Here is a 23034-nt window from a genome sequence, read left to right on the forward strand (position 1 = left end):
AATCGGGCATTCCGGGCCGTTAATCAATAACGAAACGTAGCGTTTTACATCTCGTTAACAGAATGTGATTCTGTTGCCTTCCGCTCGTCCAGGGCGAGCAGGACGACGGCGGTGAGCAGGAGTGCGGCGCCGCCCGCGGTCACCGGAGTGAGCCGCTCGCCGAACAGGAGCACGCCGAGGGCCGCCGCCCCGATCGGCTCCACCAGGGTGATCACCGAGGCGGTGGTGGCCCGCACCGCGGCGAGGCCGGTGAAGAACAGCCCGTAGGCGAGAGCCGTCGGGACCGCGCCCAGATACGCGATGAGCGACCAGGACGCGAGCGGTTCACCGGCGGGGAGCAGGCCCTGGGACAGCGCCAGGGGGAACAGGCAGACGGCGCCGGCCGCGAAGCCGCCCATCGCGGCGGTGTACGGCTCGGCGGGCGCGGCCCGGTTGAGCAGCGTCACGCCCGCATAGGCCGTCGCCGACAGCAGTGCCCACGCGACACCGGCCGGGGAGAATCCACCCGTGCCGTCGCCGGAGGTCAGCAGGGCCAGCCCGGCCAGGGCGGCGACGACGCACCCCGTCCCCGCCGTGCCCGGCCGCTCCCGCAGGAGTACGGCGGACCCGGCGAGTACGAGGACGGGCGTCGCGCCGGTGGTGACCACGGTGGCCATGGCGAGGCCGGACTCGGCGATCGCCGCGAAGTAGGCCGTCTGGCAGACGGCCATCGCCACTCCCGTGATCACGGCCCGTTCGAGACCGGCCCGTCCGAGACCGGCCCGGCCGGGGCCGGACCGCGGCGCCGGGACGGACCGGCGCCCGCGGAAGAGGACTCGGGTGACCAGCAGGATCGTGGCCGCTCCGGCGGCGAACCGCCAGAACGAGACGGCGACGGGCCCGACCCCGCCGGCCCGGTCGAGCAGCGCTCCCGCGGCACCACCGGTGCCCCAGGCGGTCGCCGCGAGGGAGACGTACAGCAGGCCCTGCCGTACGGAGACATGCGTCATGGAGATCTCTCCGGAAGAAGTGGTCGTCAACGGCCGCACGTATGCGGGCAGCGACCACCCACCGGGTCACCCCGACCCGGTCACACAGGAGAGATCCCGCCCGCTATCGGGCGGGCGGCGGGGAGACGATCGGAGCGATGAGGAACGTCGGCACCCGCCCACCGTAACGACCCGGAGACCCCCGGCTCCACCCGATATCCGGGCATATCCGGCCTCGGCGGATCTGCGCCTTGTTCATGCTCTGTGCCAGAGTGACCGGCATGTTGGCAATCACCGTAGGGATGGAGGACGGCCGCCGGTACGTCCGGGCGGAGGCGGGGAAACTCGCCGAACTGGTCGGGCGGCTGGGCGGCCGGGACAACAGGTTCCTGGTCGTCCAGCAGATTCCCGACCTCCCCGACGTCTTCATCCAGGTATGGCACGAGGACGAAGGCGAGTACACGCTGGAGCACCGCGACGGAGCACCCGACCGGCATTTCCAGACGGACCTCGACGGGCCTGAGCCGGTGGTCGCGGCCATGATCCGCTGGGCGCGGCAGGAGGACGGATGGGATTCCGGACTGGACTGGACCCCGCTGGACCTGGGCCTCCCCGAGTCTCCGCCCCCTCTCGAACTCGACGAGGACGACCGCAAGGCGCTCGACGCGCGCATCCGTGAAGTGATCGTGGGCGGTTACGCGACGCGGAAGCAACTGGCCGAGATCGCGGAGGAGTTCCTCGTGTCGGAGGATCGCCGCCCGGTCTCCTCCGCACAGGCACGCCGGCTGGTGGACCGGATGTGGCTGGAGCGCGTCGAGGAGCAGGCCCACTGGGAGGGGGAGACGGACCCGGAACGGCTCAGCCGGGCCTTCGCCGCCCTGGAGGCCTCGGGGATCACGGCGAGGGAGGACTTCACCTGCTGCCGCACGTGCGGTCAGGCGGAGATCGGAGGAGCAGGCGCACCGGATGCCCGCGGCTATGTGTACTTCCACAGCCAGTGCACGGACTCGGCCGCGGCCGGACACGGGCTGACACTCCTGTACGGCGGGTTCGACGGCTCACCGGGCACGACGGCGTCCATCGGCCGCGAGGTCGTGGCCGCCGTCGAGGAGACCGGCCTCTCGGTGGAGTGGAACGGCGATCCTGGGCGGGCCATCGCCGTCACCCCTCTCGACTGGCGCAAACGCCTCGTCGGCTGAGGAGGCGAACCCGGCGGTTCTGCTGCGCGTGTGCCGGCCGTACCGCCGTCGCGGTTGCTACGGGGTGCCGCCGTACCACTGCCATTCCGTGCGCCGGGGCAGCCCGGGGAGCGGGATGCGGCCCGTGCACCAGAGCAGGGCGGCGGACGGGGCGTGCCCGGGCGGGGCGTCCGGGAAGAGGCGGGCGAGGACCGCGGCGGCGGGCCCGTCGGGCGGTGTCCAGGACAGGCCGAGGGCGCGGGTGATGTCGTAGGTGTGGACGGCCAGCTCGACGATGCCCATCGCGGCGAAGCCCGCGGCGTCGGAGTGGCCCCAGGGATGCCAGGCGCGCACGTCCCCGGGGGTGACCCGGACCGTGGTGCCGAGCAGGGAGGCGGCGATGCCGAGCCCTTCCAGGCAGGCGGGGACGGAGGCCTCGGGGTCGATGGAGGCGAAGAGGGTGATGTAGCGGTCCCGGGGCCGGGCGGTGAGCAGACCGGCGTAGCCGACCAGGCCCAGGGCGATGTGGTCGAGGGTCTGGCGGCAGGTCCAGTCGAGGTCGCCGGCCCGGCGCGACCAGTCCTCGTCGGCGCCCTTGAGGAGAACGGCCAGGCACTCCTCGGCGACGGCCGCCACCAGGTCCGGCCATGGTGCGGAGGCGGCGGGTGCCGGGTCCACCGGGTCCGGTCCGACGGCGGTCACGGCCGGATGCTCAGCGGTCATCCATGACTCCTTCTCTGTCTCTGTTCGCCTGCGGCGGTCGATCACGGGGGACCACGCTCTCAGCGGGCCGGGGCCGGGGAACAGTGACGGGGATGACGGGTGTCACCAAATTCCTGCCATAGGGTTCGGGCCATGAGCGCCGGTTCCGTCGCCGTGGTCGTGCCCGAGGACATCGAGGTCCCCTCCTGGGACCTGTACGAGGTGAGCATCCCCTGCACCGTCTTCGGCCAGCCGCATCCCGACCTCGCCGATCCCTGGTACGACCTGCGGTTGTGCGGGATGGGGGAGGGCCGGAGCGATCTCTCCGGATCGTGGCTGACGGTGCGGACCGACTACGGGCTCGACGGCCTCGCCGGTGCGGACACGGTCATCGTGCCCTCGGTGCCCGACGCCTGCGTCGAGGACGGCGCGCCCGTGCCGCCCGCGCTGGTGGCGGCTCTGCGCCGGGCCCACGCCGACGGCGCCAGGATCGTCTCGCTGTGCACCGGCGCCTTCGCGCTCGCCGAGGCGGGGCTGCTCGACGGGCGCCGCGCCACCGCCCACTGGATGCACACCGCCCAGTTGGCCGAGCGCTATCCGAAGGTGCGGGTCGACGACTCGGTGCTGTACGTGGACGAGGGCGACGTGCTCACCAGCGCGGGGCTGACCGCGGGACTCGATCTCTGCCTCCACCTGGTACGGCGCGACCTCGGCGCGCACATCGCCAACCAGCTGGCCCGCCGGATGGTGGTGCCCGCCCACCGGCCCGGCGGCCAGGCGCAGTTCATCGAGCTGTCCGTGCCCGCGACCGACGACGAGGGCCTGGCCCCCGTCCTGGAGTGGGCGGGCGCGCACCTGGACGAGCCGCTCACGGTCGAGGAGCTGGCGCGGCGGGCGGCGATGAGCTCCCGGACGTTCTACCGGCGGCTGCGGGCATCCACCGGGATGACGCCGCTGCAGTGGCTGCTCAACCAGCGCCTGGCAAGCGCCCGGAGCCTGCTCGAATCGACGGACCTGCCGATCACCAAGATCGGCGAACTGAGCGGGCTCGGTACGGCCAACAACCTCCGCCACCACTTCCTCAAGCAGCTGGGAGTGTCCCCGGGCGACTACCGGCGGGCCTTCCCCGCCCGGCACCGGCCCGATTCCGGCCGGGGATGAGGGTGGTCACATGCGGTCATAGCGGGTCTCGCCGAGACAGTGGACGACGCGACCGGAGCCGGTCTCGGCAAACGTGATATCCGTCACATTTGCGACAGTGGTGGCCCGGCAGGCACGTGGAATGCCACGTGGAGAGCGATCTCCGCCGGGAGAGGGAGATCGTCGAAGGCGGGACGCGGCCATCAGTTCACATGGGCCCCTAAGCTGGATGGATGACCCGAGTCTCGCCCATCCCCACGTGCGCGCCCTCCTCCGGAGGGCGGCGATGACCTGGGTCGGCATAACGATCGCTCTCGTCGGTGCGCTCGGCTACGCCCTGGGTGCGGCGCTCCAGCAGTTCGAGGCCGTCAGCGAGGGCGCCTCGCTCAAGCTGATGCGGCGGCCCCGGTGGTGGATCGGCGGGGTCATCGGCTTCACCGGGGCCTCCCTGCACGCGGTGGCCCTGAGTTTCGCCCCGCTGGTGGCGGTGCAGCCGATCAGCGTGGCGACGCTGGTGTTCGCGGTGCCGCTCGCGGCGATGCTGCACGGCAGGAAGCCGCACCGGGCGGAGATCATCGGGTCGGTCGCGGTGGCGGTCGGGCTGCTCGGCCTGCTGCTGCTGGTCCCCCAGCACGCCGTGGCGCCGCACATGACGGGCCGGGAGGCGTTCGGCTTCCTCGGCGCCGTCGGGCTGGTCGTGCTGCTGGCCCACCTGGCGGGGCGCAGGGCGCAGGGCCCGGTCAAGGCGCTGCTGCTGTCGGTCGGCGCGGGTGCGGTGACGGCCAGCGTGTCCACGTTCGTCCGGGTGGTGGGCGGCAACTTCGGCGGTGACTGGGCCAAGCTGCTCAGCTGGTTCACCGTGGCCGTCCCCGTCCTGCTGATCTGCGCCGTCGTGCTGCTGCAGAAGTCCTACGAGGTGGGCTACTTCGGCATCGCCTACGCCGGAGTCCAGGTGGTCGACCCGATCACCTCCATCCTCGCCGGCGCCCTGCTGCTCGACGAGGCTCTCCCGACCGGATGGTCGAACGTGCTCCCCGCCCTCCTCGCGGGCGCCCTCATGATCTGGGGAACCATGACCCTCGGGCGGCTGGCCCCCGACCACAAGACCCCCGGCACGCTTCCCGAGCCCGTCCCGATCACCCGCTGACCGCGGTCACGTCGCCGGCGGGCGCCAGCCGAAGATCTCGTCGCCCGCCCCGGCCATCCTCCCCGGCGCGAGCCTGCCGGCCAGGGCCGTCGCGATGTCGCGCAGCCGTACGGCCAGCGGGTTGCGGATCCTCGTGGCGCGGTTGATCGCGGACGAGCGGGTCACGATCTTCCAGGTCCGCTCCAGGCGGGCGGCGGTGTAGTCCGGCAGGCGGCTCGCGACATCGCTCGCCGATCCCCCGCCCGGGCCCGCCACGTAGGCGAGGACCACCGCGTCCTCTATCGCCTGGCAGGCGCCCTGGCCGAGGTTGGGCGTCATGGCGTGCGCCGCGTCGCCCAGCAGGGCCACCCGGCCGCGGTGCATCGCGGGCAGCGGGGCCGCCAGGTGGTAGACGTCGTTGCGCAGGACGTTCTCGGGTGAGGCCGCGGCGAGCAGCGCCGGGATCGGGTCGTGCCACGTGCCGAACAGGCGCCGCAGCTCGGCCAGCTGGTCGCCGCCCCCGCCGCCCGCCGGGACCACGTCGGTGGCGTAGCAGTAGGTCGTGCCCCCGGCCAGCGGCATGATCCCGAAGACCCCGCCGGCGCCCCAGCTCTCGGAGGCCTGACCGGGGACGCCCGCGGCGGGGACGAGCACCCGCCAGCTCGTGGTCCCCGAGTAGACGGGGCCGGGGTGCTCGGGGAACAGCGCTTTCCTGACGGGGGAGTGGATGCCGTCGGCGGCCACCACCAGGTCGGCCTCGATCTGGGTCGCGGTCCCGCTCCGGTCCGCCGGTACGGCCTCGGCCGCGGTCCCGCTCCGGTCCGCCGGTACGGCCTCGCTCCGGTCAACCGGTACGGCCCGCCGGCCGGGGCTCCCCCCGGCGTCCGTGGCGCCGGCCCCCTCGGGGCCGGTGGTGGCGGTGACCCGGCCGGTGTCCGGGTCCACGGCCGTCACCGTGGTGTTCAGCCGGACCGTGCCGGGGGCCAGCCGTGCGACGAGGGCGTCGACCAGCTGGGCGCGGCGGAGCAGGACCACCGAGTCGCCGTACTGGGCGGAGACGGCTTCGGTGCTGGTGCGCACCAGCCACCGGCCGCTCGCGCTCCGCACGCCGCCGTCGCCCTGGACGGCCGAGAGCTTGCGGATCTCGTCGCCGGCGTCGATCGTGTCCAGCGCCTTGAGCGCGTTGGCCGCGACGGCCAGCCCGGAGCCGACCGGCTCCAGCGACGCCGCCCGCTCCAGCAGCGTGACGTCCCAGCCGCGCCGCTGCAGCGCCACCGCCGCGGTCAGCCCGCCGATCCCCGCCCCGATCACCACTGCGTGTGCCATGACCATCTCCTCACTACGGATGTAGTGAACAGTACTACTCCTGTAGTTAAACTACAAATGTAGTATCGGAGGGTGAAGTCCCAACGCGCCGAGCTGGTCGCCGAAGCCGCCGTCACCCTGCTGGTCGAGCGGGGGATGCGCGGACTGACCCATCGGGCGGTCGACGAGGCGGCGGGCCTGCCGCCCGGCTCGACGTCCAACCTGGCGCGCACCCGCTCGGCCCTGCTGGAGCTGACCCTGGCCCGGCTCACCGAGCTGGAGACGCGGCATTTCTCGGCCGTGCTGGAGAGCGGAGCGGCCAGGGCCGGGAACGGGACGGCCGGGGCCGGGGGCGGGGCGGATCAGGAAGAGGACAGCGGGCTGAAGACCCTCGCGGAGCTGATGGCCCAGGCGCTGTGGACGCAGCTCACCGCAGGCAGACGCCTGACGGTCGCCCGCTACGAGCTCGCCCTGGAGGCCACCCGCCGCCCCGAGCTGCGGGCGATCTACGACCGGGCGGGGGTGCGGTTCCGCGAGCCCGCCGTGGCCGCCCTCGCCGCCGCGGGCTCCCGTGATCCGGTACGGCACGGCCGCCAGCTGGTCGCGTTCGGCGAGGGCCTGATGTTCGACGCCGTGGCCGGCGCCGGGGCGGAGCCGACCCTCGACGACATCCGTCTGGGCGTGCGGGAACTGCTCCGGGGGATGCTGCCGGAGCCCGGCGCCGAGGTCTGACCCGGCCGGAGGGCCGGGCGGCCTCAGGCGCCCTCCCGGGAGGCGGCGTCGAGATCCGTTCCCGGCCGAAGGGCCGGGCGGCCCGGGAGTGCGGCGCCGAGGGCTGACCCCCGGCCGGGCCGTACGGGGTCAGACGGCGGCCGGCGCCGCCCCCTCGGCCAGGCGGGCGGCCAGGCGGGCCCGGTGGGGCGGCCACTCCTCGTCCAGGACGCTGAAGCAGACCGTGTCGCGCCAGGTGCCGTCGGGACGGCGGCGGTGGCGGCGCAGCGTGCCCTCGTGCAGGCACCCGAGGCGGCGGATGGCGGCCTGGGAGCGGGTGTTGAGGTTGTCGGTCTTCAGCAGGACGCGGTTGAACCCGAGCGAGAAGGCGTGGTCGATCAGCAGGATCTTGCACTCGGTGTTCACGGCGGTGCGCCAGACGGCCCTGCCGTACCAGGTCCAGCCGATCTCGACGCTCTCGTCGAAGCCGGGGACGTCACCGTAGGTCGTCCAGCCCATGGCCCGCCCGGTCTCCTTCAGGATCACCGCGAACGGCACGTGCGCGGCGTCCTCGATCAGGAAGTGTGCGACCGCGGCCAGCTCCGCCTCGGTGACGGGGGTCCGCACCGGCAGCCAGCGCCACACCTCGCCGTCGCCGCCGCCGGCCAGGAACAGGTCCGGGACGTGGGCGGGGGTCAGCGGCTCCAGCCGTACGGCGTCGCCTTCGAGGATCACGGGGGAGGGCATGCTCGCGGTCATGGGAACGACCATAGGGAGCCGGCGGACCGGCGGTAAGGTCCACTCAGGGCGTTTTCCCGGGTGCCACCCGGGGGGTGAGCGGGGGGACGCGGCGGCCGGCGGCGGAGTCCTCGATCAACTGGAGCAGGCGCCTGGCGCGGGTCTCGGGCTTCTTGGCGCTCGTCACCCAGTGCAGCGCGGTCCTGCGGTAGCCCGGCGGGGCCTGGGTGCGGAACCACTCCCAGGCGGGTGCGTTCGCCCGGAAGAGCCGCTCCTGCTCCTCGTCCAGTACGGCCTGCTCGCCGCGCTCGTGGGAGTAGATCCGCGAGTTGTCCTCGGTGCGCCGTTCGTAGGCGCGCACGCCCGCCGGACGCATGAGCCCGCGCTCGGCGAGTTCGGCGACCTTGGCGATGTTCACCGCGCTCCAGGTGCTGCGCGCCTTGCGGGGGGTGAAGCGGATCGTGTAACTGTCGGGACCGAGGCTTGTGCGCACACCGTCGATCCACCCGAAGCACAATGCCTGGTCGACCGACTCCGACCAGGTCATCGACGGGCGGCCGGTTCCCTTCTTGTGGAACCCGACCAGCACCTCGGTCTCGGTGTCGTGGTGCTCCTCCAGCCAGGTGCGGAAATCCCGGGAGGCGGTGAAGAAGAGGGGCTCCATGGTCACCAGGGTAGCGGTCGACAGGCATACCGTCCGGTCGGTACGCTCCGAGGGAGACCGTGAGGAGGACCCATGGATTTCGGGTTCGACGCCAAGACGGAGGAGCTGCGAGAGCGGCTTCTCACGTTCATGGACGAGTGTGTTTATCCGGCGGAGGAGGCCTTCGAGGCCCAGGCCGCCGAGAGCGGGTGGGCCAGCCCCCCGCTGCTGGAGGACCTCAAGGACGAGGCGCGCAGGCGCGGCCTGTGGAACCTCTTCCTGCCGGGGGAGCACGGCGCCGGGCTGACCAACCTGCAGTACGCGCCGCTGGCCGAGATCATGGGCCGGTCGCCGAGGATCGCGCCCACCGCGACCAACTGCGCCGCCCCGGACACCGGCAACATGGAGGTGCTCTCCATGTTCGGCGACGAGTGGCAGCGCAAGGAGTGGCTGGAGCCGCTGCTGCGCGGGGAGATCCGCTCGGCGTTCGCGATGACCGAGCCGGACGTGGCCTCCTCCGACGCCACGAACATCTCGCTGTCGATCGTGCGCGACGGCGACGAGTACGTGATCAACGGCCGCAAGTGGTTCGCGTCCGGCGCGATGAACCCGAACTGCCGGATCCTCATCGTGATGGGCAAGACCGACCCGGAGGCGCCCTCGCACCGGCAGCAGTCCATGGTGCTGGTCCCGCGCGACACCCCGGGGATGGACATCCGGCGCGGCATGCACGTGTTCGGCTACACCGACGGCGACCACGGCGGGCACGCCGAGATCGGCTTCACCGACGTCCGGGTGCCGGCGGACCACCTGATCGGCGAGGAGGGCGGCGGCTTCGCCATCGCCCAGGCCCGCCTGGGGCCCGGCCGCATCCACCACTGCATGCGCCTGATCGGGATGGCCGAGCGGGCCGTCGAGCTCATGTGCGCCAGGGCCCTGTCGCGGAGCACGTTCGGCAGGCCGATCGCCCAGCAGGGCGTCGTCCAGGACTGGATCGCCGAGTCGCGTGTGCGGATCGAGCAGCTGCGCCTGCTGGTGCTGAAGACCGCCTGGCTGATGGACACCGTGGGCAACCGCGGCGCCCACACCGAGATCCAGGCCATCAAGATCGCCACTCCGCGGGACGTGGAGTGGATCATCGACAAGGCCATCCAGGTCCACGGCGCCGGCGGCGTCAGCCAGGACTTCCCGCTGGCCGGCCTGTGGGCCGGAGCGCGGTCGCTGCGCCTGGCCGACGGCCCGGACGAGGTCCACAAGCGTTCCCTGGCCTACCGCGAACTCAAGAAGCACATGGGAGACCGTTCATGACAGGTGAGGACGTCGCATCTCTGGCCAGGGAGTTCCTGGCCGCGCACGATCCCGGCGATCGGCTGGAGTTCCTGCGGGCCCGGTTCGACGCCGGGCTGGCCTGGGTGCACTTCCCGGAGGGCCTGGGCGGCCTGGGCGCCCCGCGTGAGCTGCAGCAGGTCGTCGAGCGCGAGCTCGCCGGCACGCCGCAGCTCGACACCGGGGTCCAGGGGATCGGCCTGGGCATGGCGGCGCCGACGATCCTGGCGTTCGGCACCGAGGAGCAGAAGAAGCGCTTCCTGCGCCCGCTGTGGACGGGCGAGGAGATCTGGTGCCAGCTCTTCAGCGAGCCCGGCGCCGGGTCCGACCTGGCGACCCTGGCCACCCGCGCGGTGCGCGACGGGGACGAGTGGGTCGTGGACGGGCAGAAGGTGTGGACCTCCGGGGCGCACCACGCGCGGTGGGCGATCCTGGTGGCCAGGACCGATCCGGACGTGCCCAAGCACCGCGGGATGACCTACTTCGTGTGCGACATGCACGCGCCCGGGGTCGAGGTGCGGCCGCTGCGGCAGATCACCGGCGAGGCCGAGTTCAACGAGGTCTTCCTGACGGGCGTACGGCTCGGCGACGACCTGCGGCTCGGCGAGATCGGCGACGGCTGGCGGGTCGCGCAGATGACCCTGATGAACGAGCGGGTCGCCATCGGCGGGGCGCCGGTGCGGCGGGGCGGCGGCATGGTCGGGGTGGTGGCCGAGACCTGGCGGTCCCGTCCCGAGCTGCGCACCCACGACCTGCACCAGCGGCTGCTGCGGCTGTGGGTGGAGTCGGAGGTCACCCGGCTGGCCGGGGCGCGCCTGCGCGAGCAGCTCTCGGTCGGGCAGCCGGGTCCCGAGGGCTCGGGCATGAAGCTGTCCTTCGCCTCGCTCAACCAGGAGCTGTCCGGGCTGGAGGTGGAGCTGCGCGGCGAGGAGGGGCTGGAGTACGACGACTGGTCGTTCCGCCGCTCCGACAGCGTGGACTTCTTCGGCCGCGGCACCGGATACCGCTATCTGCGCGCCAAGGGGAACTCCATCGAGGGCGGCACCTCGGAGATCCTGCGCAACATCGTCGCCGAACGCGTGCTCGGCCTGCCGTCGGAGCCCCGCGTCGACAAGGACGTGCCCTGGAAGGACCTGCCCCGATGACTTCTTTCTTGATGGAGTGGTGAGCGACCGGTGACCCGGAGTGAACCCGACGCGGTGAGTGCAGTGGAGCGCGAGGGACGAGTGCTCCGCGCAGCGAATGAGGAGTGGTGAGCGACCGGTGACGCTGCTGTACACAGAGGTCGAGGAGGAGCTGCGGGCCTCCGTGCGGGATCTGCTCGCCGACCGGTGCGGGTCCGACGCCGTGCTGAAGCGGATCGAGTCGGACACGCCGTACGACATGGAGCTGTGGAAGACGCTGGCGCGTGAGATCGGGGTGGCCGGGCTGCTCGTGCCGGAGGAGTACGGCGGGGCCGGGGCGTCGGCGCGCGAGGCCGCGGTGGTGCTGGAGGAGCTGGGCCGGGCGGTCGCGCCGGTGCCGTTCCTGACCAGCGCGGTGCTCGCCACCAAGGCGCTGCTGGAGGTGGGCGAGGAGGACCTGATCCAGGAGCTCGCCTCGGGTGAGACCACGGCGGCGCTGGTGGTCCCGCTGGCGGCTTCGCCGTACCGTCCGCCGCGGGAGACCGTGACGGTGGGCGAGGACGGCACGCTGAGCGGCGAGGTGCGCGGGGTGGCGGGCGCGGACGTGGCCGACGTGCTGCTCGTCCCGGTCGACTCGGCGCTGTACCAGGTGGAGGCGGAGCATGCCCGGATCGAGGTCGTGCCGTCCCTGGACCTGACCCGGCCGGTCGCGACGGTCACCTTCTCCGGTGCTCCCGGCGAAGTCCTCGGGCATTTCGAGCGGCGCGAGGTGCTCGCGTTCGGGGCGGGGCTGCTCGCCTCCGAGCAGCTCGGCGTGGCCGAGTGGTGCCTGGACACGACGCTGGCCTACATCAAGGAGCGCCACCAGTTCGCCCGGCCGATCGGGTCGTTCCAGGCGATCAAGCACCGGATGGCGGACCTCTGGCTCGACGTGGTGCGCGCCCGCGCGGCCGCGCGCAACGCCGCCGATCTGCTGGCGGCCCCCTCGGCCCCGGCCCCGGACCACCTCGCGCCCTCCGGGACGAGCGGTGCGGCGGGCGCGGACGCGGAGCTGGCGGCGGCGGTGGCCGGGTCGTGGTGCTCGGAGGTGGCGCTGCACGTCGCCGAGGAGAGCGTGCAGCTGCACGGGGGCATCGGCATGACGTGGGAGCACCCGGTGCACCTGTACCTCAAGCGGGCCAAGGCCTCGGAGATCGCCCTGGGCACCCCGGGCGCCCACCGCGAGGCCGTCGCGGAACTGGCCGACCTCCCCGCTCCCGCCTGACGACCGCAGCCCGGCGGTCCCGTCCGATCCGGTCCGGCGGCCCCGCCCGGCCGGTACGGGGCCCAAAGGACGACGGGCCTGGGAATCCCGCCTGATCGGAACGGCCGACGACCCCGGGACGGGTGCCCGGGGTCGTCGGCCGTTCCGCGGGTCAGTCCTCCCGGGGCCTGTCGGCCTCGGGGCGGGCCGGGCCGAAGCCGCGGATCAGGGTGTCCATGACGCGGGTGGCCAGCTCGTCGATGTCGGCGTCGGTCTCGGCCGGGGTCTCGGCGGGGGCGGCCTCGCCGCAGGGGCCGGCGTGGCCGGGGTGCGGGCCGTGGGCGGCCTCGGTGAGGAGGGCCAGATAGACCCGGCGCACCCACAGCGGGTCGGCGTCGGGGCGGATGGCCCCCTCCTGCTGACCGCGGCGGATGGCGAGGTCGCACTTGGCGATGACGTCGGCCTCGATCCGGGCGGCCTCGCCGGAGAGCGGGCCGCGGTTGGTGAGGGCGAAGCGCCAGCCGGACTTCACCCGCAGCACGTTCACGGTCGCCTGGTACATCGCCACCTGGGGCGGCGCGGTGGAGGGGCGCGCGGCGTCCACCGCCTCGGCGATCTCCCTCCAGGCCGCCACCGTCATGATGTCGATCAGCGCCTCGCGGCTGGCGAAACGCCGGTGGATGGTGGTCCTGGCCACCCCCGCGGCCTCGGCGATCTGCTCCATCGTCGCGCCGGGGTTCTCGCTGAGCACCCGCTCGGCCGCCTCCATGATCGTCCTGATGCTGCGCTCGGCGTCCGCCCGCAGCTTGCGGCCTGTCGTACCCATGTTCAGAAGTTACACCACCGGTCCCGTTCGTCGATTATCAGGAACATGGGTGTTGCAATTATCGTTTCAGCTGTTACTTTGTCGGTACAGAAGAGTCGCAGACAGGAGATCGTCATGGCTGGAACCGCCCTCGTGACCGGTGCCTCCTCCGGCATCGGCGCGGAGTTCGCCCGTCAGCTCGCCGGTCGCGGGCACGACGTGGTGCTGCTCGCCCGCTCGGCCGACAGGCTGGAACGGCTGGCCGAAGAGCTGCGGCAGGCGTACGGCGTGCGGGCGGAGGCGCTGGTGCAGGACCTCACCGAGCCGGACGCCGCCGCGGCGGTCGCCCGGGAGCTGGCCGCCCGGGGGCTGACCGTGGACCTGTTGGTCAACAACGCCGGGTTCGGCACCGCCGGGCGCTTCGAGGAGATCGGGGCGGAGCGGGAGCACGACCAGCTGATGGTCAACGTCGTCGCGCTGGTCGGCCTGACGCACGCGCTCGTGCCGGGCATGCTCGCGCGGGGACGCGGCGCGGTCGTGAACGTGGGGTCGACCGCGGGCTTCCAGCCCTCGCCGTTCTTCGCGACCTACAGCGCGTCCAAGGCGTTCGTGCTCAACTTCAGCCTGGCGCTGTGGAGCGAGCTGCGCGGCAGGGGGGTGCGGGTGCTGGCCGTCACCCCGGGCCCGGTCGAGACCCCCTTCTTCGAGGTGATGGGCACGCGGGAGGCGGCGATCGGCGCGCGGATGAACACTCCCGAGCGGGTCGTGCGCAGCGCGCTGCGCGCCCTCGACCGCGACCGGGGCTACGTCGTGCCGGGGTTCGGCAACATCGGCCTGGCCCACCTGATGCCCCGGCGCCCGCGCAAGCTCATCGCGCTGATCGGGCGGATGGTCACCGGGAAGGTGGCGGCCTCTCCGATCACTCCGGCTTCTCCGGCCGCAGCGAGGTGAGCAGCAGGTCGGCGAAGTGAGCGCCCAGCTCGGCGCCGGAGAGCGGGCCCTCCGGGCTGTACCAGGTGCCGAGGTGGTGGACCGAGCCGAAGAAGAAGTCGACCACGATGTCGGCGGGGACGTCGTCGCGGAAGATGCCCTCGCGCTGGCCCTCGGTGACCAGGTCCCGGAAGCGCTCGTGATAGATGCGGCGCTCGGCCCGCACGCTCTTGCGGGTGTCCGGCGCGAGCAGGTGCATGGACCGGAAGAAGATCTTCGAGTCGTCCAGGTTCTCGACCGTGGTGCGCACGACGTCGGCGGCGGCCGCGTGCAGGCGCTCGGCCACCGGGCCCGGGCCGTCGGCGAACCGGTTGAGCCGGTCCATCTGCATGCGCAGGACCCGGCCGTAGATCTCGTGGAGCAGATCGTCTTTAGAGTCGAAATAGTGGTACATGGCGCCCTTGGTGACGCCCGCGGCGGATACGATCTCCTGCACCGAGGTGCTCTCGAAACCTCGCTCGGCGAACAGGCGGGTGGCCTCGCCGAGCAGGCGCTGCCGTACCGGCTCCTGGTCCTGAGTCATCGTCTCCCCCATGCGTGTGGTGGAGCAAGCATACCGACTGGTCGGTCAATGCGTTTAGGGGATGGATTAGGGGATGACGGCAGCGTGTTATTTACGTCACTTTGACGTGCCGGAACTCCAGGTTGGGTATTTGATGACCAAGGATCTCCAGAGTCGCAGATCCGTCTCCCTCCCACCACTCGACCCTCGGGGGTTCGCTGTGCCTGGCGGATCGATCTACGTCCCGCCCACCGACCAGCTCAACGGGCTGTCACCGCAGGTGATGTACGAACAGTTCTGGCGCAAGGAGGCCAAGCAGCGCCTGAAGACGCGAGGGCTCAAGGCGGCGGGCGGCGTGGTGGCCGGCGTCGTGCTGGGCTACCGCTTCGGGCTGCCGGGCCCGGTGGCGATCGGCCTGGTCCTCGGGTTGCTGGTCGCCGCGGCCGACGCGTTCCTGGCCTGGCGCGCCTACGACGCCACCGCGGTCTGGCGGGGCAGGCGCCGGGGCGAGACCGTCACCGCCAAGCTGCTGAAGCGCCGGCTCGGCCGGCACGGCTACCGGATCCTCGGCGGCCGCGCGGTCCCCGGCCAGGCCTCGATCGACCACCTGGTGATCGGCCCCGGCGGCGTCTGGATCGTGGACAACGAGTCCTGGGACCCCGAGACCGAGATCGCCACCTACGGCGAGCGGTTGTTCCTCGGGGAGAAGTACGGCTCGAAGGAGGCCAGGGCGCTCACCGGCGTCGCCTCCTCGCTGGCCGAGGTGCTCAGCCGGGAGTCCGGCGTGCCCGTGTCGATCGAGTCGCTGATCGCCGTCCACTCCGGCAGGCTCGTGCACGGCCGGGACCGGCGGCGCTCGGTGACCGCCGAGGGGGTCACGCTGCTCGCGCCGCGCCACGCGGCCTCCTGGATCCTGGGCGCCCCTCGCCAGGAGCTGGACGAGAGCCAGGTGGAGGTGCTCAGCCGCACGGCGGCGCGGGTGCTGCGCCGGATGCGCTGAGCGCGCCGTACGGCCGCCGGCCCGGGGGCCTCAGGCGAGATCCTCGATGAAGGCCGCGAGCTGGGCGACGTTGCGGCACTCGTACATCGGCACGACCGTCCCGTAGGCCGTGGCCACCGAGTCGCCGCTGTCCCACTGGGCGAGCGGCTCGGGGTTGAGCCAGTAGGCGTGCCGGGCGCCCGCGCTCAGGCGCTTGAGCGTCTCCAGCGCGGGCGGCTGGTAGTTGGAGCGGGCGTCCCCCAGGATCAGCAGCGACGTCTTCGGGCCGACGGCGTCGCCGTACCGCTCGGCGAACCGCTCGAAGGCGTGGCCGTAGTTGGTCCGGCCGAACCTGACCATGTCGGCCTCCTTCGTCAGCCGGGTCATCGCCTCGGCCACGTCGGCGCCGGGGACGAAGAACCGGGTGATCTCATCGACGGTGTCGACGAACCCGAACGCGCGGACCTTGGTGAACTGCTCGCGCAGCGCGTAGGTCAGCAGCAGCGTGAAGTGCGCGAAGGAGGCGACGGAGTCGCTGGTGTCGCACAGGATGACCAGTTCGGGCTTGTGCGGGCGGCGGGGCCGGTTGAAGGTGGTCAGCGGGACGCCGCCGGTGGACAGCGAGGCCCGCACGGTGCGCCGGAAGTCCAGGCGCCCGCGGTGGCCCAGCCGGTGCTTGACGGTCAGCCGGGCGGCCAGGCGGCGGGCGAGCGGGTGGACCTCCCGGCGCAGCCGGGCGAGGTCCTCCCTGGTGATCCTGAGGAAGTCGAGGTGCTCCAGCGGGGGCCGCACGGCCGAGCGGGCGATGCGCTCGATCCCGGAGTCCTCGGCGATGCGGCGCCGTACGTCGGTGGAGACGGCCTCCTCGAACCGCTTGATGTTGCGGGTGATCCGCTGGCGCGCCACCTTCTCGGCCATGCCGCCGCGCTCCTGGCCGGTCAGGACCTCCGCCAGCAGGCGGGCCATGAGCGTCTCGGGGGACAGGGCCCGCATGACCGGATAGGAGAACCAGTTCTGCCGGCCGGGCCCGGCGGGCTGGCGGCCGAAGCGCTCCACCATCGCGCGGGCGAAGGCGTTCATCTCGCCGATGGAGTCGCCCGCGTCCGCGAGCAGCTCGGCCAGCCGGTCGCGGAGCTCGGGGACCTCGGCGCTCTGCGGGTCGGGGCCCGTCGCCCGGCCAGGACCTGACAGGCCCGTGGTGGAGGCGGGGAACCACAGGTCGAAGAGCGTGTCGAAGCCCGGCCGGTAGGAGGGCCGCTTGACCAGCGTGGCCGCGTAGGCGGCGCGCAGCGACTCCCGCTCGGTCAGGTCGATCACCTCCATGGCCCGCACCGCGTCCAACCCCTCGGCCAGCGACACGGGCAGTCCCGCCTCGCGCAGCGCGTGCACGAAGCCGACGTGCCGGTCCAGCAGGCTCACGCGCCCTCCTCCGCCGCGGGCCCGTCCGGGCGGGTCACAGGCCGAGCTCCTTGCGGGCGCGGACCTGGTCGGAGGCGTGCTTGAGCACCACGCCGAGGGTGGCGCCGGCCGTCTCCTCGTCCAGCTCGGTCCGGCCCAGCGCGAGCAGCGTGTTGGCCCAGTCGACGGTCTCGGCGATCGAGGGGGCCTTCTTCAGCTCCAGCGTGCGCAGCGTGGCGACGGTCCGGGCGAGCTGCTCGGCCAGGGCCTCCTGGATCCGCGGCACCTGGGCCAGCACGATGTCCCGCTCGCGTTCCGGCGTCGGGTACTCCAGGTGCAGGTACAGGCAGCGCCGCTTGAGCGCCTCCGACAGCTCGCGGGTGGCGTTGGAGGTCAGGACGACGTACGGCGTGCGCGCGGCGGTGATCGTCCCCAGCTCGGGGATGGTGACCTGGTAGTCGGACAGGATCTCCAGCAGCAGTCCCTCCACCTCGACGTCGGCCTTGTCCGTCTCGTCGATCAGCAGGACCGTGGGCGTCTCGGCGCGGATCGCGGCCAGCAGCGGCCGTTCGAGCAGGAACTCCTCGGTGAAGATGTCGTCGTGGGTGGCGTCCCAGTCCTGCCCGCCGGAGGCCTGGATGCGCAGGAGCTGCTTCTTGTAGTTCCACTCGTACAGCGCCCGGGCCTCGTCCAGCCCCTCGTAGCACTGCAGCCGGATGAGCCGCGCCCCGGTCGCCGCCGCGACGGCCTTGGCGAGCTGGGTCTTGCCCACTCCCGCCGGGCCCTCGGCGAGCAGCGGCTTGCCGAGCGCGGAGGCGAGGAAGACCGAGGTCGCGATGGCGTCGTCGGCGAGATAGTCCACGGCGGCGAGCCGCTCACGGACGTCGGCGGGCGAGGCGAACCACATGTGTGCTCCCAGACAGAACCGAATGTTGTTCTAGCTTAGCCGGTCGAATCGCCGGTTACGGAGCACGGGGAAAAGTACGCTATTCTTCAAGAGCTTCACGCGCCGCTAGCTCAGTTGGTTAGAGCAGCTGACTCTTAATCAGCGGGTCCGGGGTTCGAGTCCCTGGCGGCGCACCGGCGGAAACCCCGGCTCACCACGGTGGGCCGGGGTTTCTTCGTTCACCGGCCCGTCGTACGGCCGGGTGATCCGCCTGCCCGTGAAACTTTCACGCCCCGGCGACTCTCAGCGGCCCTTCGGCGGCGCGGGGCTTTCCACACTCCGCGGCGCGTGCTTGACTCTGCTCACCGATCTGGAAAGCGCTTACCAGAGGCGACGAGCCCTTACGGAGACCAACGATGCGCCTGAAAGCTGTCATCGCGTGCACCGGCCTGGTGGCCGGCGCCCTCGCCGTGCTGTCACCGCCCGCAGCGCACGCGGCGTCCACCCGGTACGAGGCGGAGAGTTCACCGGCGGTCTGCACCGGAACCGTCGACGCCAACTGGCCGGGCTACTCCGGCAGCGGCTTCTGCAACGGCACCAACGCCACCGGCGCCTACGCCCAGTTCACCGTGAACGCCGCCGCCTCCGGCACCGCGACGCTGGGGATCCGCTTCGCCAACGGGACCACCGCGGTCCGGCCCACCAGCCTGATCGTCAACGGGTCCACCGCCGGGACCACATCGTTCGAGGGCACCGGTGCCTGGTCGGCCTGGGTCACCAAGACCGTGACCGTGCCGGTGAAGGCCGGAGCCAACACCGTCAGGCTGAACCCCACCGCCTCGGGCGGCCTGCCCAACATCGACTACCTCGACGTCGAGACCGGCGGCCAGCCGCCCGCGAACGCGCTGTACGTGGCGACCGGCGGCGACGACGGCAACCCGGGGACGGAGGCGTCGCCGCTGCGCACGATCCAGCGGGCGGTCGACCTGGCGCAGCCGGGCTACACGATCTTCATTCGCGGCGGCACGTACGCGCCGGGCACGAACATCCAGCTGCTCAAGAGCGGTACGGCGAGTCAGCCGATCACGATGCGAAACTACGGCGGTGAGCGGGTGGTCATCGACGGCGAGAACATGCCCTACACGCCCGGCGCGGTCGGTTCCAGCATCCCGCGCGCGGAGCGGGGCGCCGTCCACATCGAGGGCGAGTACTGGCGGCTGTCCGGGCTGGAGATCATCCACGGCCCGTACGGGATCTTCGGCCTGGACACCGGCGGCAACCTCTTCGAGCGCCTGGTCGTCAGGGACAACTACGAGTCGGGCCTGCACCTGCAGGGCGCCTCCGGCGACAACCGGATCATCGACCTGGACGCCTACGGCAACCGTGACCCGCGCAAGAACGGCGAGAGCGCCGACGGCATCGCGATCAAGGAGGGTTCGGGCGGCGGCAACGTGATCCGCGGCGCCCGGCTGTGGAACAACTCCGACGACGGCCTGGACTTCTGGATGTTCACCTCCCCGGTCACCGTGGAGTCCTCGGTGGCCTGGGGCAACGGGTTCAACCGGTGGAACCTGCCCGGCTACACCGGTGACGGCAACGGCTTCAAGCTCGGCGGCGGCGATCCCGACCCGGCCGCCGACCACGTCGTCCGCAACTCCATCGCCTTCGACAACGCGGTCGGCGGCTTCGTCGACAACGGCAACCCCGGCCGGCTGTCGATCGACCGCAGCACCGCATGGCGCAACGGCGGCGCGGGCTTCGACTTCGCCGACTCCGACTCCACCCTCACCAAGAACCTGTCGGCGGCCAACAAGACGCAGGTGTCGCCCGGCTCGTCGTCGTCCGGCTCGGGCAACTCCTGGAACCTCGGCGGCACGTGGACGTTCGTGAGCACCGACCCGGGCACGATCACCGGACCCCGGGCGGCGGACGGCTCGATCCCGTCCTCCGCCTTCCTGCGTCCGGGCAACGGCGCGGACGTCGGGGCACGGATCTGAGGGGTGGTCCCATCGGATCCCCGCCGGGCGGAGATCCGATGGGACACCGCCCGGCGGCCCGTCACCCGGGAGGGACCCCTCAGGCCGCCGGCACGGCCGACGGCTCGTGCCCGCGTCCGATCGCCATGCGGAAGACGGCCCGGAGCATCTCGGCCGTGCCCTCGGGCTCCATCGCCGACGGCGAGGCGCCCGGATGGTTCTTGGAGATGCGGGCGCGCAGGACCGCCGGGCGGATGCGGAAGCGCACCGGCGGTTCCATGCGTACGGCCTCGCCGTCGATCCCCAGCGGGATCATGCGGTCCGAGTCCACCTCGAACGCCGTCGCCGACCAGCCGCGCCACGGCCGGCGCCCGCCGGGACGGCGCTCGGCCGCGGTGGGCGCGCCGAGCACGACGATGCCGAGCAGGCCGTCGTCGATGCACGGCCGGGTCCCCGAGCCGATCATCCGCCCGAGGCGGTAGCGGTTGTTGGACACCAGCAGGGTCGCCCCCGCCTGGTGCTCGTGGCCCGCCGGGCCCACCCAGCGCAGGTCGAGCCGGCCGTCCTGCTCCGCCGCCTCCGGGCCCAGGACCTCGGGCATGATCTCCAGGATGGTCCTGAGCTTCGCCTCGCGGTAGCCGGGCCGCTGCACCGCCTCCGCGTACAGCCCCAGGGACACGTTGTTGACGAAGACGCGGCCGTTGACCTCGCCGAGGTCCACGACGTGCTCGCCGCCGTCGACGAACGCGTCCAGGGCCCCCACCACGTCGTCCCGGTCGACGCCGAGGTCGAGGGCGAAGTGGTTGCGCGTCCCGGCGGGTATGCACGCGTACGGCAGGCCGTGCTCGGCGGCGATCGCGGCGACGATCGCCTGGGAGCCGTCCCCGCCGGCCATCGCCAGTCCGTCCGCCCCCTCGGCCACGGCGGTGCGGACCAGCGTCTGCAGATCGTCGCCCGGCTTCAGTTCGATCGGCTCGATGCCCCGCTTGCGCGCCTCGTCCGCCAGGTGGAAGCGCTCCGCCTTGCCGCCGCCGGAGCGGGGGTTGATGAAGAGCACGGGCTGCCGGGGCGGCTCGGCAGGGGAGAGCGGGACGTGCGTCCGGAACGCGACGCGGGCCGCCACCAGCGTCAGGACCGCGAAGGAGAGGGTGAGCAGCTGCGCCAGGAGCCAGCCCCCGAACACCAGCAGGAGCAGGCTCGTCACGAGGGCGAGCCCCGCCACGGTGAGCCCGAGCGCCCTCGGCAGGCCTCTGCGGCGCAGGCCGTACCAGGCCGCGCCCAGAGCGATCGCGAGCAGTCCCAGCAGCACGAGGCCGCGGGGGAACGCCGAAACGGTCAGCCACACCGCCATCCCCACGGTGACCGTCCCGAGGACCAGGGCGGCCAACGCCGCGACACGCTGGGTCGTCATTCGCTCCTCCTCCAGGTCTTCTGGAAGGACCGGACGACGCCGGGTGATCGATCCACGTGGTGTGCGCCGCCCGTCTTCACCCCTCCATGCGTAGCGTGTACCGCTTCGCCGGTTCTTTCCAGTCTTTGCCGGTCCCGCGAGTGGAGGGTGACGGAGCGGGGAGCCTTGACCTGAAGCGAACTCCAGCTCCCAGGATGGACATATGGAAACACGCATGATCGGAAACATCGCCGTCGGAGCGATCGGGCTCGGCGCCATGCCCATGTCGGTGGCGGGGCACATGCCCGACGAGGCGCAGTCGATCAGGACCGTCCACGCCGCGCTCGACGCGGGCGTCACGCTGATCGACACGGCCGACGCCTATACGCCGTCCTCCGATGACGTCGGGCACAATGAGCGGCTGGTGGCCAAGGCCCTGGCGCTGTGGTCCGGCGACCGCGAGACGGTCCTGGTGGCCACCAAGGGCGGGCACACGCGCACCGCGGGCGACGGCTGGGGCGTGGACGGACGGCCCGATTACCTGCGCCAGGCGTGTGAACGCTCGCTCAAGGCGCTCGGCGTCGAGGCGATCGGGCTCTACCAGCACCACAGGCCCGACCCCGCCGTGCCGTACGAGGAGACCGTCGGCGCGATCCGCGACCTGCTCGACGAGGGGAAGATCCTGCTGGCGGGGATCTCCAACGCCAACCCGGACCAGATCAGGACGGCCCACGAGATCCTCGGCGGGCGGCTGGCGAGCGTGCAGAACGAGTACTCGCCGCGCTTCAGGAGCAGCGAGCCGGAGATCGACGTCTGCGCCGAGCTGGGGGTGGCGTTCCTGCCCTGGTCGCCGCTGGGCGGCATCTCCTCGGCCGACCGGCTCGGCGGCCCGTTCGCCGAGGTGGCCGCCGCGCGGGGCGTCTCGCCCCAGCGGGTCTGCCTGGCCTGGGAGCTGGCCAGGAGCCCCGTCGTGATCCCGATCCCGGGGGCCAGCCGGCCGGAGAGCATCGTCGACTCGGCCGCCGCCGCCGAGCTCACGCTGAGCCAGGAGGAGCTGGCCCTGCTGGGATGACCCCGCCGGGACGAGCCCGTCCCACCGGGCCGCCCCGCCGGGCCGGCCCGGTGCGCACGGAGGCTGAGAGCTTTCTCACAGGTTTTCCTGAACTGGCCGTCCGCCCGGTCGATGGGAGAGCGAACGCTGACATCGCGCTTCGCCCGATCTAAGGAGACGGCCATGTCCGGCCTGCGCAATTGGGGAGTCGGCAGGCGTCTGGGCCTGTCGTTCCTCCTGGTCACCCTGCTCATCGTCGTGGCCGTCGCGGCCGGCCGTTCGGGAATGAACAGCCAGGACGACATCGCCACGCGGCTGGACCGGCTGGAGCAGGTCGAGGACGACGTCCAGAAGCTCACCTTCTACGCCGCCGACATCACCGGCTGGCAGGGCCTGGTGGTTGCCGACGCCGGGGCCTACGGCGGCAAGGTCGCCACCGCTCCCGACGCCTACAACCGCGAGGGCGAGCAGGCCAGCGAGAAGGCCCTGTACGACGCGCTCGACGCCACCCACGTCGAATACCTGACCGCGGCCGAGAAGGCGCAGTTCGACAAGCTCAAGCCCGCCTGGGACGCCTTCTTCGTCTGGGACGACAAGATCATGGAGCTGCTGGCCCAGGACACCCGCGAGGCGCGGGCCGAGGCCATGGACAGCATCAACGGCGGGGAGGCCGCCGCGGCCTACTCCGAGAGCCTGGAGATCAACTCGGCGCTGACCGAATCCCTGGCCGGGCGTGTCGACGAGCTCAGGAAGGAGGCCGCCGACGTCAAGGAGGAGAGCAACTCCATCCTCCTCGTCACACTGGGCCTGGCCCTGCTCGTGGCCGCGGGCCTGAGCACCGTGGCGACGCGCT

General features: G+C 72.3%; 22 protein-coding genes and 1 tRNA gene. 13 read left to right on the forward strand and 10 right to left on the reverse strand.

The genetic code is table 11. From position 1 onward, the window contains the following. Positions 1-44: 44 nt before the first annotated feature. Complete coding sequence (locus Pta02_RS14105; protein ID WP_203875239.1) at positions 45-989, reverse strand: DMT family transporter; 945 nt, start codon at positions 987-989, stop codon at positions 45-47. Between the two features lie 260 nt (positions 990-1249). Here Pta02_RS14105 and Pta02_RS14110 point away from each other — a divergent pair, with 260 nt between their 5' ends. Next, on the forward strand, positions 1250-2167 hold the full coding sequence (locus tag Pta02_RS14110) for a DUF6891 domain-containing protein (RefSeq protein ID WP_203875240.1): 918 nt from the start codon (positions 1250-1252) through the stop codon (positions 2165-2167). A 57-nt stretch (positions 2168-2224) separates the two neighbouring features. Here the strand turns inward: Pta02_RS14110 and Pta02_RS14115 are convergent, their stop codons facing one another. Continuing rightward, on the reverse strand, positions 2225-2869 hold the full coding sequence (locus Pta02_RS14115; RefSeq protein WP_239130509.1) for a DinB family protein: 645 nt from the start codon (positions 2867-2869) through the stop codon (positions 2225-2227). A 132-nt stretch (positions 2870-3001) separates the two neighbouring features. On the opposite strand from Pta02_RS14115, the gene Pta02_RS14120 reads away from it, so the two are divergent. Together Pta02_RS14120 and Pta02_RS14125 are read left to right on the forward strand one after the other, a co-directional pair. Then, positions 3002-4009, forward strand: a complete 1008-nt coding sequence (locus Pta02_RS14120; RefSeq protein ID WP_203875241.1) for a GlxA family transcriptional regulator — start codon at positions 3002-3004, stop codon at positions 4007-4009. A 265-nt stretch (positions 4010-4274) separates the two neighbouring features. Beyond that, positions 4275-5135: a DMT family transporter gene (locus Pta02_RS14125; protein WP_203875242.1), complete on the forward strand. Its 861-nt coding sequence runs from the start codon at positions 4275-4277 to the stop codon at positions 5133-5135. 6 nt (positions 5136-5141) lie between these two features. On the opposite strand, the gene Pta02_RS14130 is transcribed toward Pta02_RS14125, so the two are convergent. After that, positions 5142-6440: an FAD-dependent monooxygenase gene (locus Pta02_RS14130; RefSeq protein WP_203875243.1), complete on the reverse strand. Its 1299-nt coding sequence runs from the start codon at positions 6438-6440 to the stop codon at positions 5142-5144. A gap of 72 nt (positions 6441-6512) precedes the next feature. On the opposite strand from Pta02_RS14130, the gene Pta02_RS14135 reads away from it, so the two are divergent. After that, entirely contained in the window at positions 6513-7151 is a 639-nt protein-coding gene (locus Pta02_RS14135) for a TetR/AcrR family transcriptional regulator (RefSeq protein ID WP_203875244.1), read from the forward strand. A gap of 129 nt (positions 7152-7280) precedes the next feature. Here Pta02_RS14135 and Pta02_RS14140 read toward each other — a convergent pair whose 3' ends face one another. Both Pta02_RS14140 and Pta02_RS14145 read right to left on the reverse strand, forming a co-directional pair. Continuing rightward, a complete protein-coding gene (locus Pta02_RS14140) occupies positions 7281-7889 on the reverse strand; it encodes a GNAT family N-acetyltransferase (RefSeq protein WP_203875245.1) in 609 nt (202 codons plus the stop codon). Positions 7890-7932: 43 nt separating this feature from the next. Further along, a complete protein-coding gene (locus Pta02_RS14145; protein ID WP_203875246.1) occupies positions 7933-8532 on the reverse strand; it encodes a YdeI/OmpD-associated family protein in 600 nt (199 codons plus the stop codon). A gap of 72 nt (positions 8533-8604) precedes the next feature. Here Pta02_RS14145 and Pta02_RS14150 point away from each other — a divergent pair, with 72 nt between their 5' ends. The 3 genes from Pta02_RS14150 (at position 8605) to Pta02_RS14160 (ending at position 12225) form a co-directional block, all read left to right on the forward strand. Beyond that, complete coding sequence (locus Pta02_RS14150; protein ID WP_203875247.1) at positions 8605-9819, forward strand: acyl-CoA dehydrogenase family protein; 1215 nt, start codon at positions 8605-8607, stop codon at positions 9817-9819. Beyond that, the gene (locus Pta02_RS14155; protein ID WP_203875248.1) at positions 9816-10982 is read left to right on the forward strand and encodes an acyl-CoA dehydrogenase family protein; all 1167 of its coding nucleotides are present in this window, start codon (positions 9816-9818) and stop codon (positions 10980-10982) included. Before Pta02_RS14150 ends, Pta02_RS14155 begins: the two co-directional genes overlap by 4 nt. A gap of 118 nt (positions 10983-11100) precedes the next feature. Then, entirely contained in the window at positions 11101-12225 is a 1125-nt protein-coding gene (locus tag Pta02_RS14160) for an acyl-CoA dehydrogenase family protein (RefSeq protein ID WP_239130510.1), read from the forward strand. 151 nt (positions 12226-12376) lie between these two features. On the opposite strand, the gene Pta02_RS14165 is transcribed toward Pta02_RS14160, so the two are convergent. Then, positions 12377-13030 (reverse strand): TetR/AcrR family transcriptional regulator, encoded by a 654-nt coding sequence (locus Pta02_RS14165; protein WP_203875250.1) that lies wholly within the window; start codon positions 13028-13030, stop codon positions 12377-12379. A gap of 114 nt (positions 13031-13144) precedes the next feature. Between Pta02_RS14165 and Pta02_RS14170 the strand changes: the two genes are divergently transcribed. Beyond that, a complete protein-coding gene (locus Pta02_RS14170) occupies positions 13145-13960 on the forward strand; it encodes an SDR family NAD(P)-dependent oxidoreductase (protein WP_203875251.1) in 816 nt (271 codons plus the stop codon). Here Pta02_RS14170 and Pta02_RS14175 read toward each other — a convergent pair. Next, positions 13929-14522 carry a TetR/AcrR family transcriptional regulator gene (locus Pta02_RS14175; RefSeq protein ID WP_203875252.1) on the reverse strand — a complete coding sequence of 198 codons (594 nt, stop codon included), beginning with the start codon at positions 14520-14522 and terminating at the stop codon, positions 13929-13931. The two genes, Pta02_RS14170 and Pta02_RS14175, sit on opposite strands and share 32 nt — an antisense overlap. 199 nt (positions 14523-14721) lie before the next feature. Between Pta02_RS14175 and Pta02_RS14180 the strand changes: the two genes are divergently transcribed. After that, positions 14722-15501: a nuclease-related domain-containing protein gene (locus Pta02_RS14180; RefSeq protein WP_203875253.1), complete on the forward strand. Its 780-nt coding sequence runs from the start codon at positions 14722-14724 to the stop codon at positions 15499-15501. 30 nt (positions 15502-15531) lie between these two features. On the opposite strand, the gene Pta02_RS14185 is transcribed toward Pta02_RS14180, so the two are convergent. Next, positions 15532-16899, reverse strand: coding sequence for a vWA domain-containing protein (locus Pta02_RS14185; RefSeq protein WP_203875254.1), 1368 nt, complete (start codon positions 16897-16899; stop codon positions 15532-15534). A gap of 34 nt (positions 16900-16933) precedes the next feature. Continuing rightward, a complete protein-coding gene (locus Pta02_RS14190) occupies positions 16934-17785 on the reverse strand; it encodes an AAA family ATPase (RefSeq protein ID WP_203875255.1) in 852 nt (283 codons plus the stop codon). Positions 17786-17884: 99 nt separating this feature from the next. Here Pta02_RS14190 and Pta02_RS14195 point away from each other — a divergent pair. Then, positions 17885-17958 (forward strand) — tRNA-Lys (locus tag Pta02_RS14195). 222 nt (positions 17959-18180) lie between these two features. After that, positions 18181-19761, forward strand: a complete 1581-nt coding sequence (locus Pta02_RS14200) for a right-handed parallel beta-helix repeat-containing protein (protein ID WP_203875256.1) — start codon at positions 18181-18183, stop codon at positions 19759-19761. A gap of 79 nt (positions 19762-19840) precedes the next feature. Here the strand turns inward: Pta02_RS14200 and Pta02_RS14205 are convergent, their stop codons facing one another. Beyond that, positions 19841-21151, reverse strand: a complete 1311-nt coding sequence (locus tag Pta02_RS14205) for a diacylglycerol/lipid kinase family protein (RefSeq protein WP_203875257.1) — start codon at positions 21149-21151, stop codon at positions 19841-19843. 214 nt (positions 21152-21365) lie between these two features. On the opposite strand from Pta02_RS14205, the gene Pta02_RS14210 reads away from it, so the two are divergent. Beyond that, positions 21366-22202, forward strand: coding sequence for an aldo/keto reductase (locus tag Pta02_RS14210; RefSeq protein ID WP_307837467.1), 837 nt, complete (start codon positions 21366-21368; stop codon positions 22200-22202). A gap of 162 nt (positions 22203-22364) precedes the next feature. Then, on the forward strand, positions 22365-23034 hold a 670-nt coding region (locus Pta02_RS14215), incomplete at its 3' end, for a hypothetical protein (protein ID WP_203875259.1).

Source organism: Paraplanobispora takensis (assembly GCF_016863195.1).
Lineage (GTDB): Bacteria > Actinomycetota > Actinomycetes > Streptosporangiales > Streptosporangiaceae > Planobispora > Planobispora takensis.

Bases quoted from the DNA above. Each gene is read 5' to 3' on its own strand.
- Pta02_RS14105 (WP_203875239.1), bottom strand. From the start codon at position 989: ATGACGCATGTCTCCGTACGGCAGGGCCTGCTGTACGTCTCCCTCGCG.
- Pta02_RS14110 (WP_203875240.1), top strand. From the start codon at position 1,250: ATGTTGGCAATCACCGTAGGGATGGAGGACGGCCGCCGGTACGTCCGG.
- Pta02_RS14115 (WP_239130509.1), bottom strand. From the start codon at position 2,869: ATGACCGCTGAGCATCCGGCCGTGACCGCCGTCGGACCGGACCCGGTG.
- Pta02_RS14120 (WP_203875241.1), top strand. From the start codon at position 3,002: ATGAGCGCCGGTTCCGTCGCCGTGGTCGTGCCCGAGGACATCGAGGTC.
- Pta02_RS14125 (WP_203875242.1), top strand. From the start codon at position 4,275: ATGACCTGGGTCGGCATAACGATCGCTCTCGTCGGTGCGCTCGGCTAC.
- Pta02_RS14130 (WP_203875243.1), bottom strand. From the start codon at position 6,440: ATGGCACACGCAGTGGTGATCGGGGCGGGGATCGGCGGGCTGACCGCG.
- Pta02_RS14140 (WP_203875245.1), bottom strand. From the start codon at position 7,889: ATGACCGCGAGCATGCCCTCCCCCGTGATCCTCGAAGGCGACGCCGTA.
- Pta02_RS14145 (WP_203875246.1), bottom strand. From the start codon at position 8,532: ATGGAGCCCCTCTTCTTCACCGCCTCCCGGGATTTCCGCACCTGGCTG.
- Pta02_RS14150 (WP_203875247.1), top strand. From the start codon at position 8,605: ATGGATTTCGGGTTCGACGCCAAGACGGAGGAGCTGCGAGAGCGGCTT.
- Pta02_RS14155 (WP_203875248.1), top strand. From the start codon at position 9,816: ATGACAGGTGAGGACGTCGCATCTCTGGCCAGGGAGTTCCTGGCCGCG.
- Pta02_RS14165 (WP_203875250.1), bottom strand. From the start codon at position 13,030: ATGGGTACGACAGGCCGCAAGCTGCGGGCGGACGCCGAGCGCAGCATC.
- Pta02_RS14170 (WP_203875251.1), top strand. From the start codon at position 13,145: ATGGCTGGAACCGCCCTCGTGACCGGTGCCTCCTCCGGCATCGGCGCG.
- Pta02_RS14175 (WP_203875252.1), bottom strand. From the start codon at position 14,522: ATGACTCAGGACCAGGAGCCGGTACGGCAGCGCCTGCTCGGCGAGGCC.
- Pta02_RS14190 (WP_203875255.1), bottom strand. From the start codon at position 17,785: ATGTGGTTCGCCTCGCCCGCCGACGTCCGTGAGCGGCTCGCCGCCGTG.
- Pta02_RS14200 (WP_203875256.1), top strand. From the start codon at position 18,181: ATGCGCCTGAAAGCTGTCATCGCGTGCACCGGCCTGGTGGCCGGCGCC.
- Pta02_RS14205 (WP_203875257.1), bottom strand. From the start codon at position 21,151: ATGACGACCCAGCGTGTCGCGGCGTTGGCCGCCCTGGTCCTCGGGACG.
- Pta02_RS14210 (WP_307837467.1), top strand. From the start codon at position 21,366: ATGATCGGAAACATCGCCGTCGGAGCGATCGGGCTCGGCGCCATGCCC.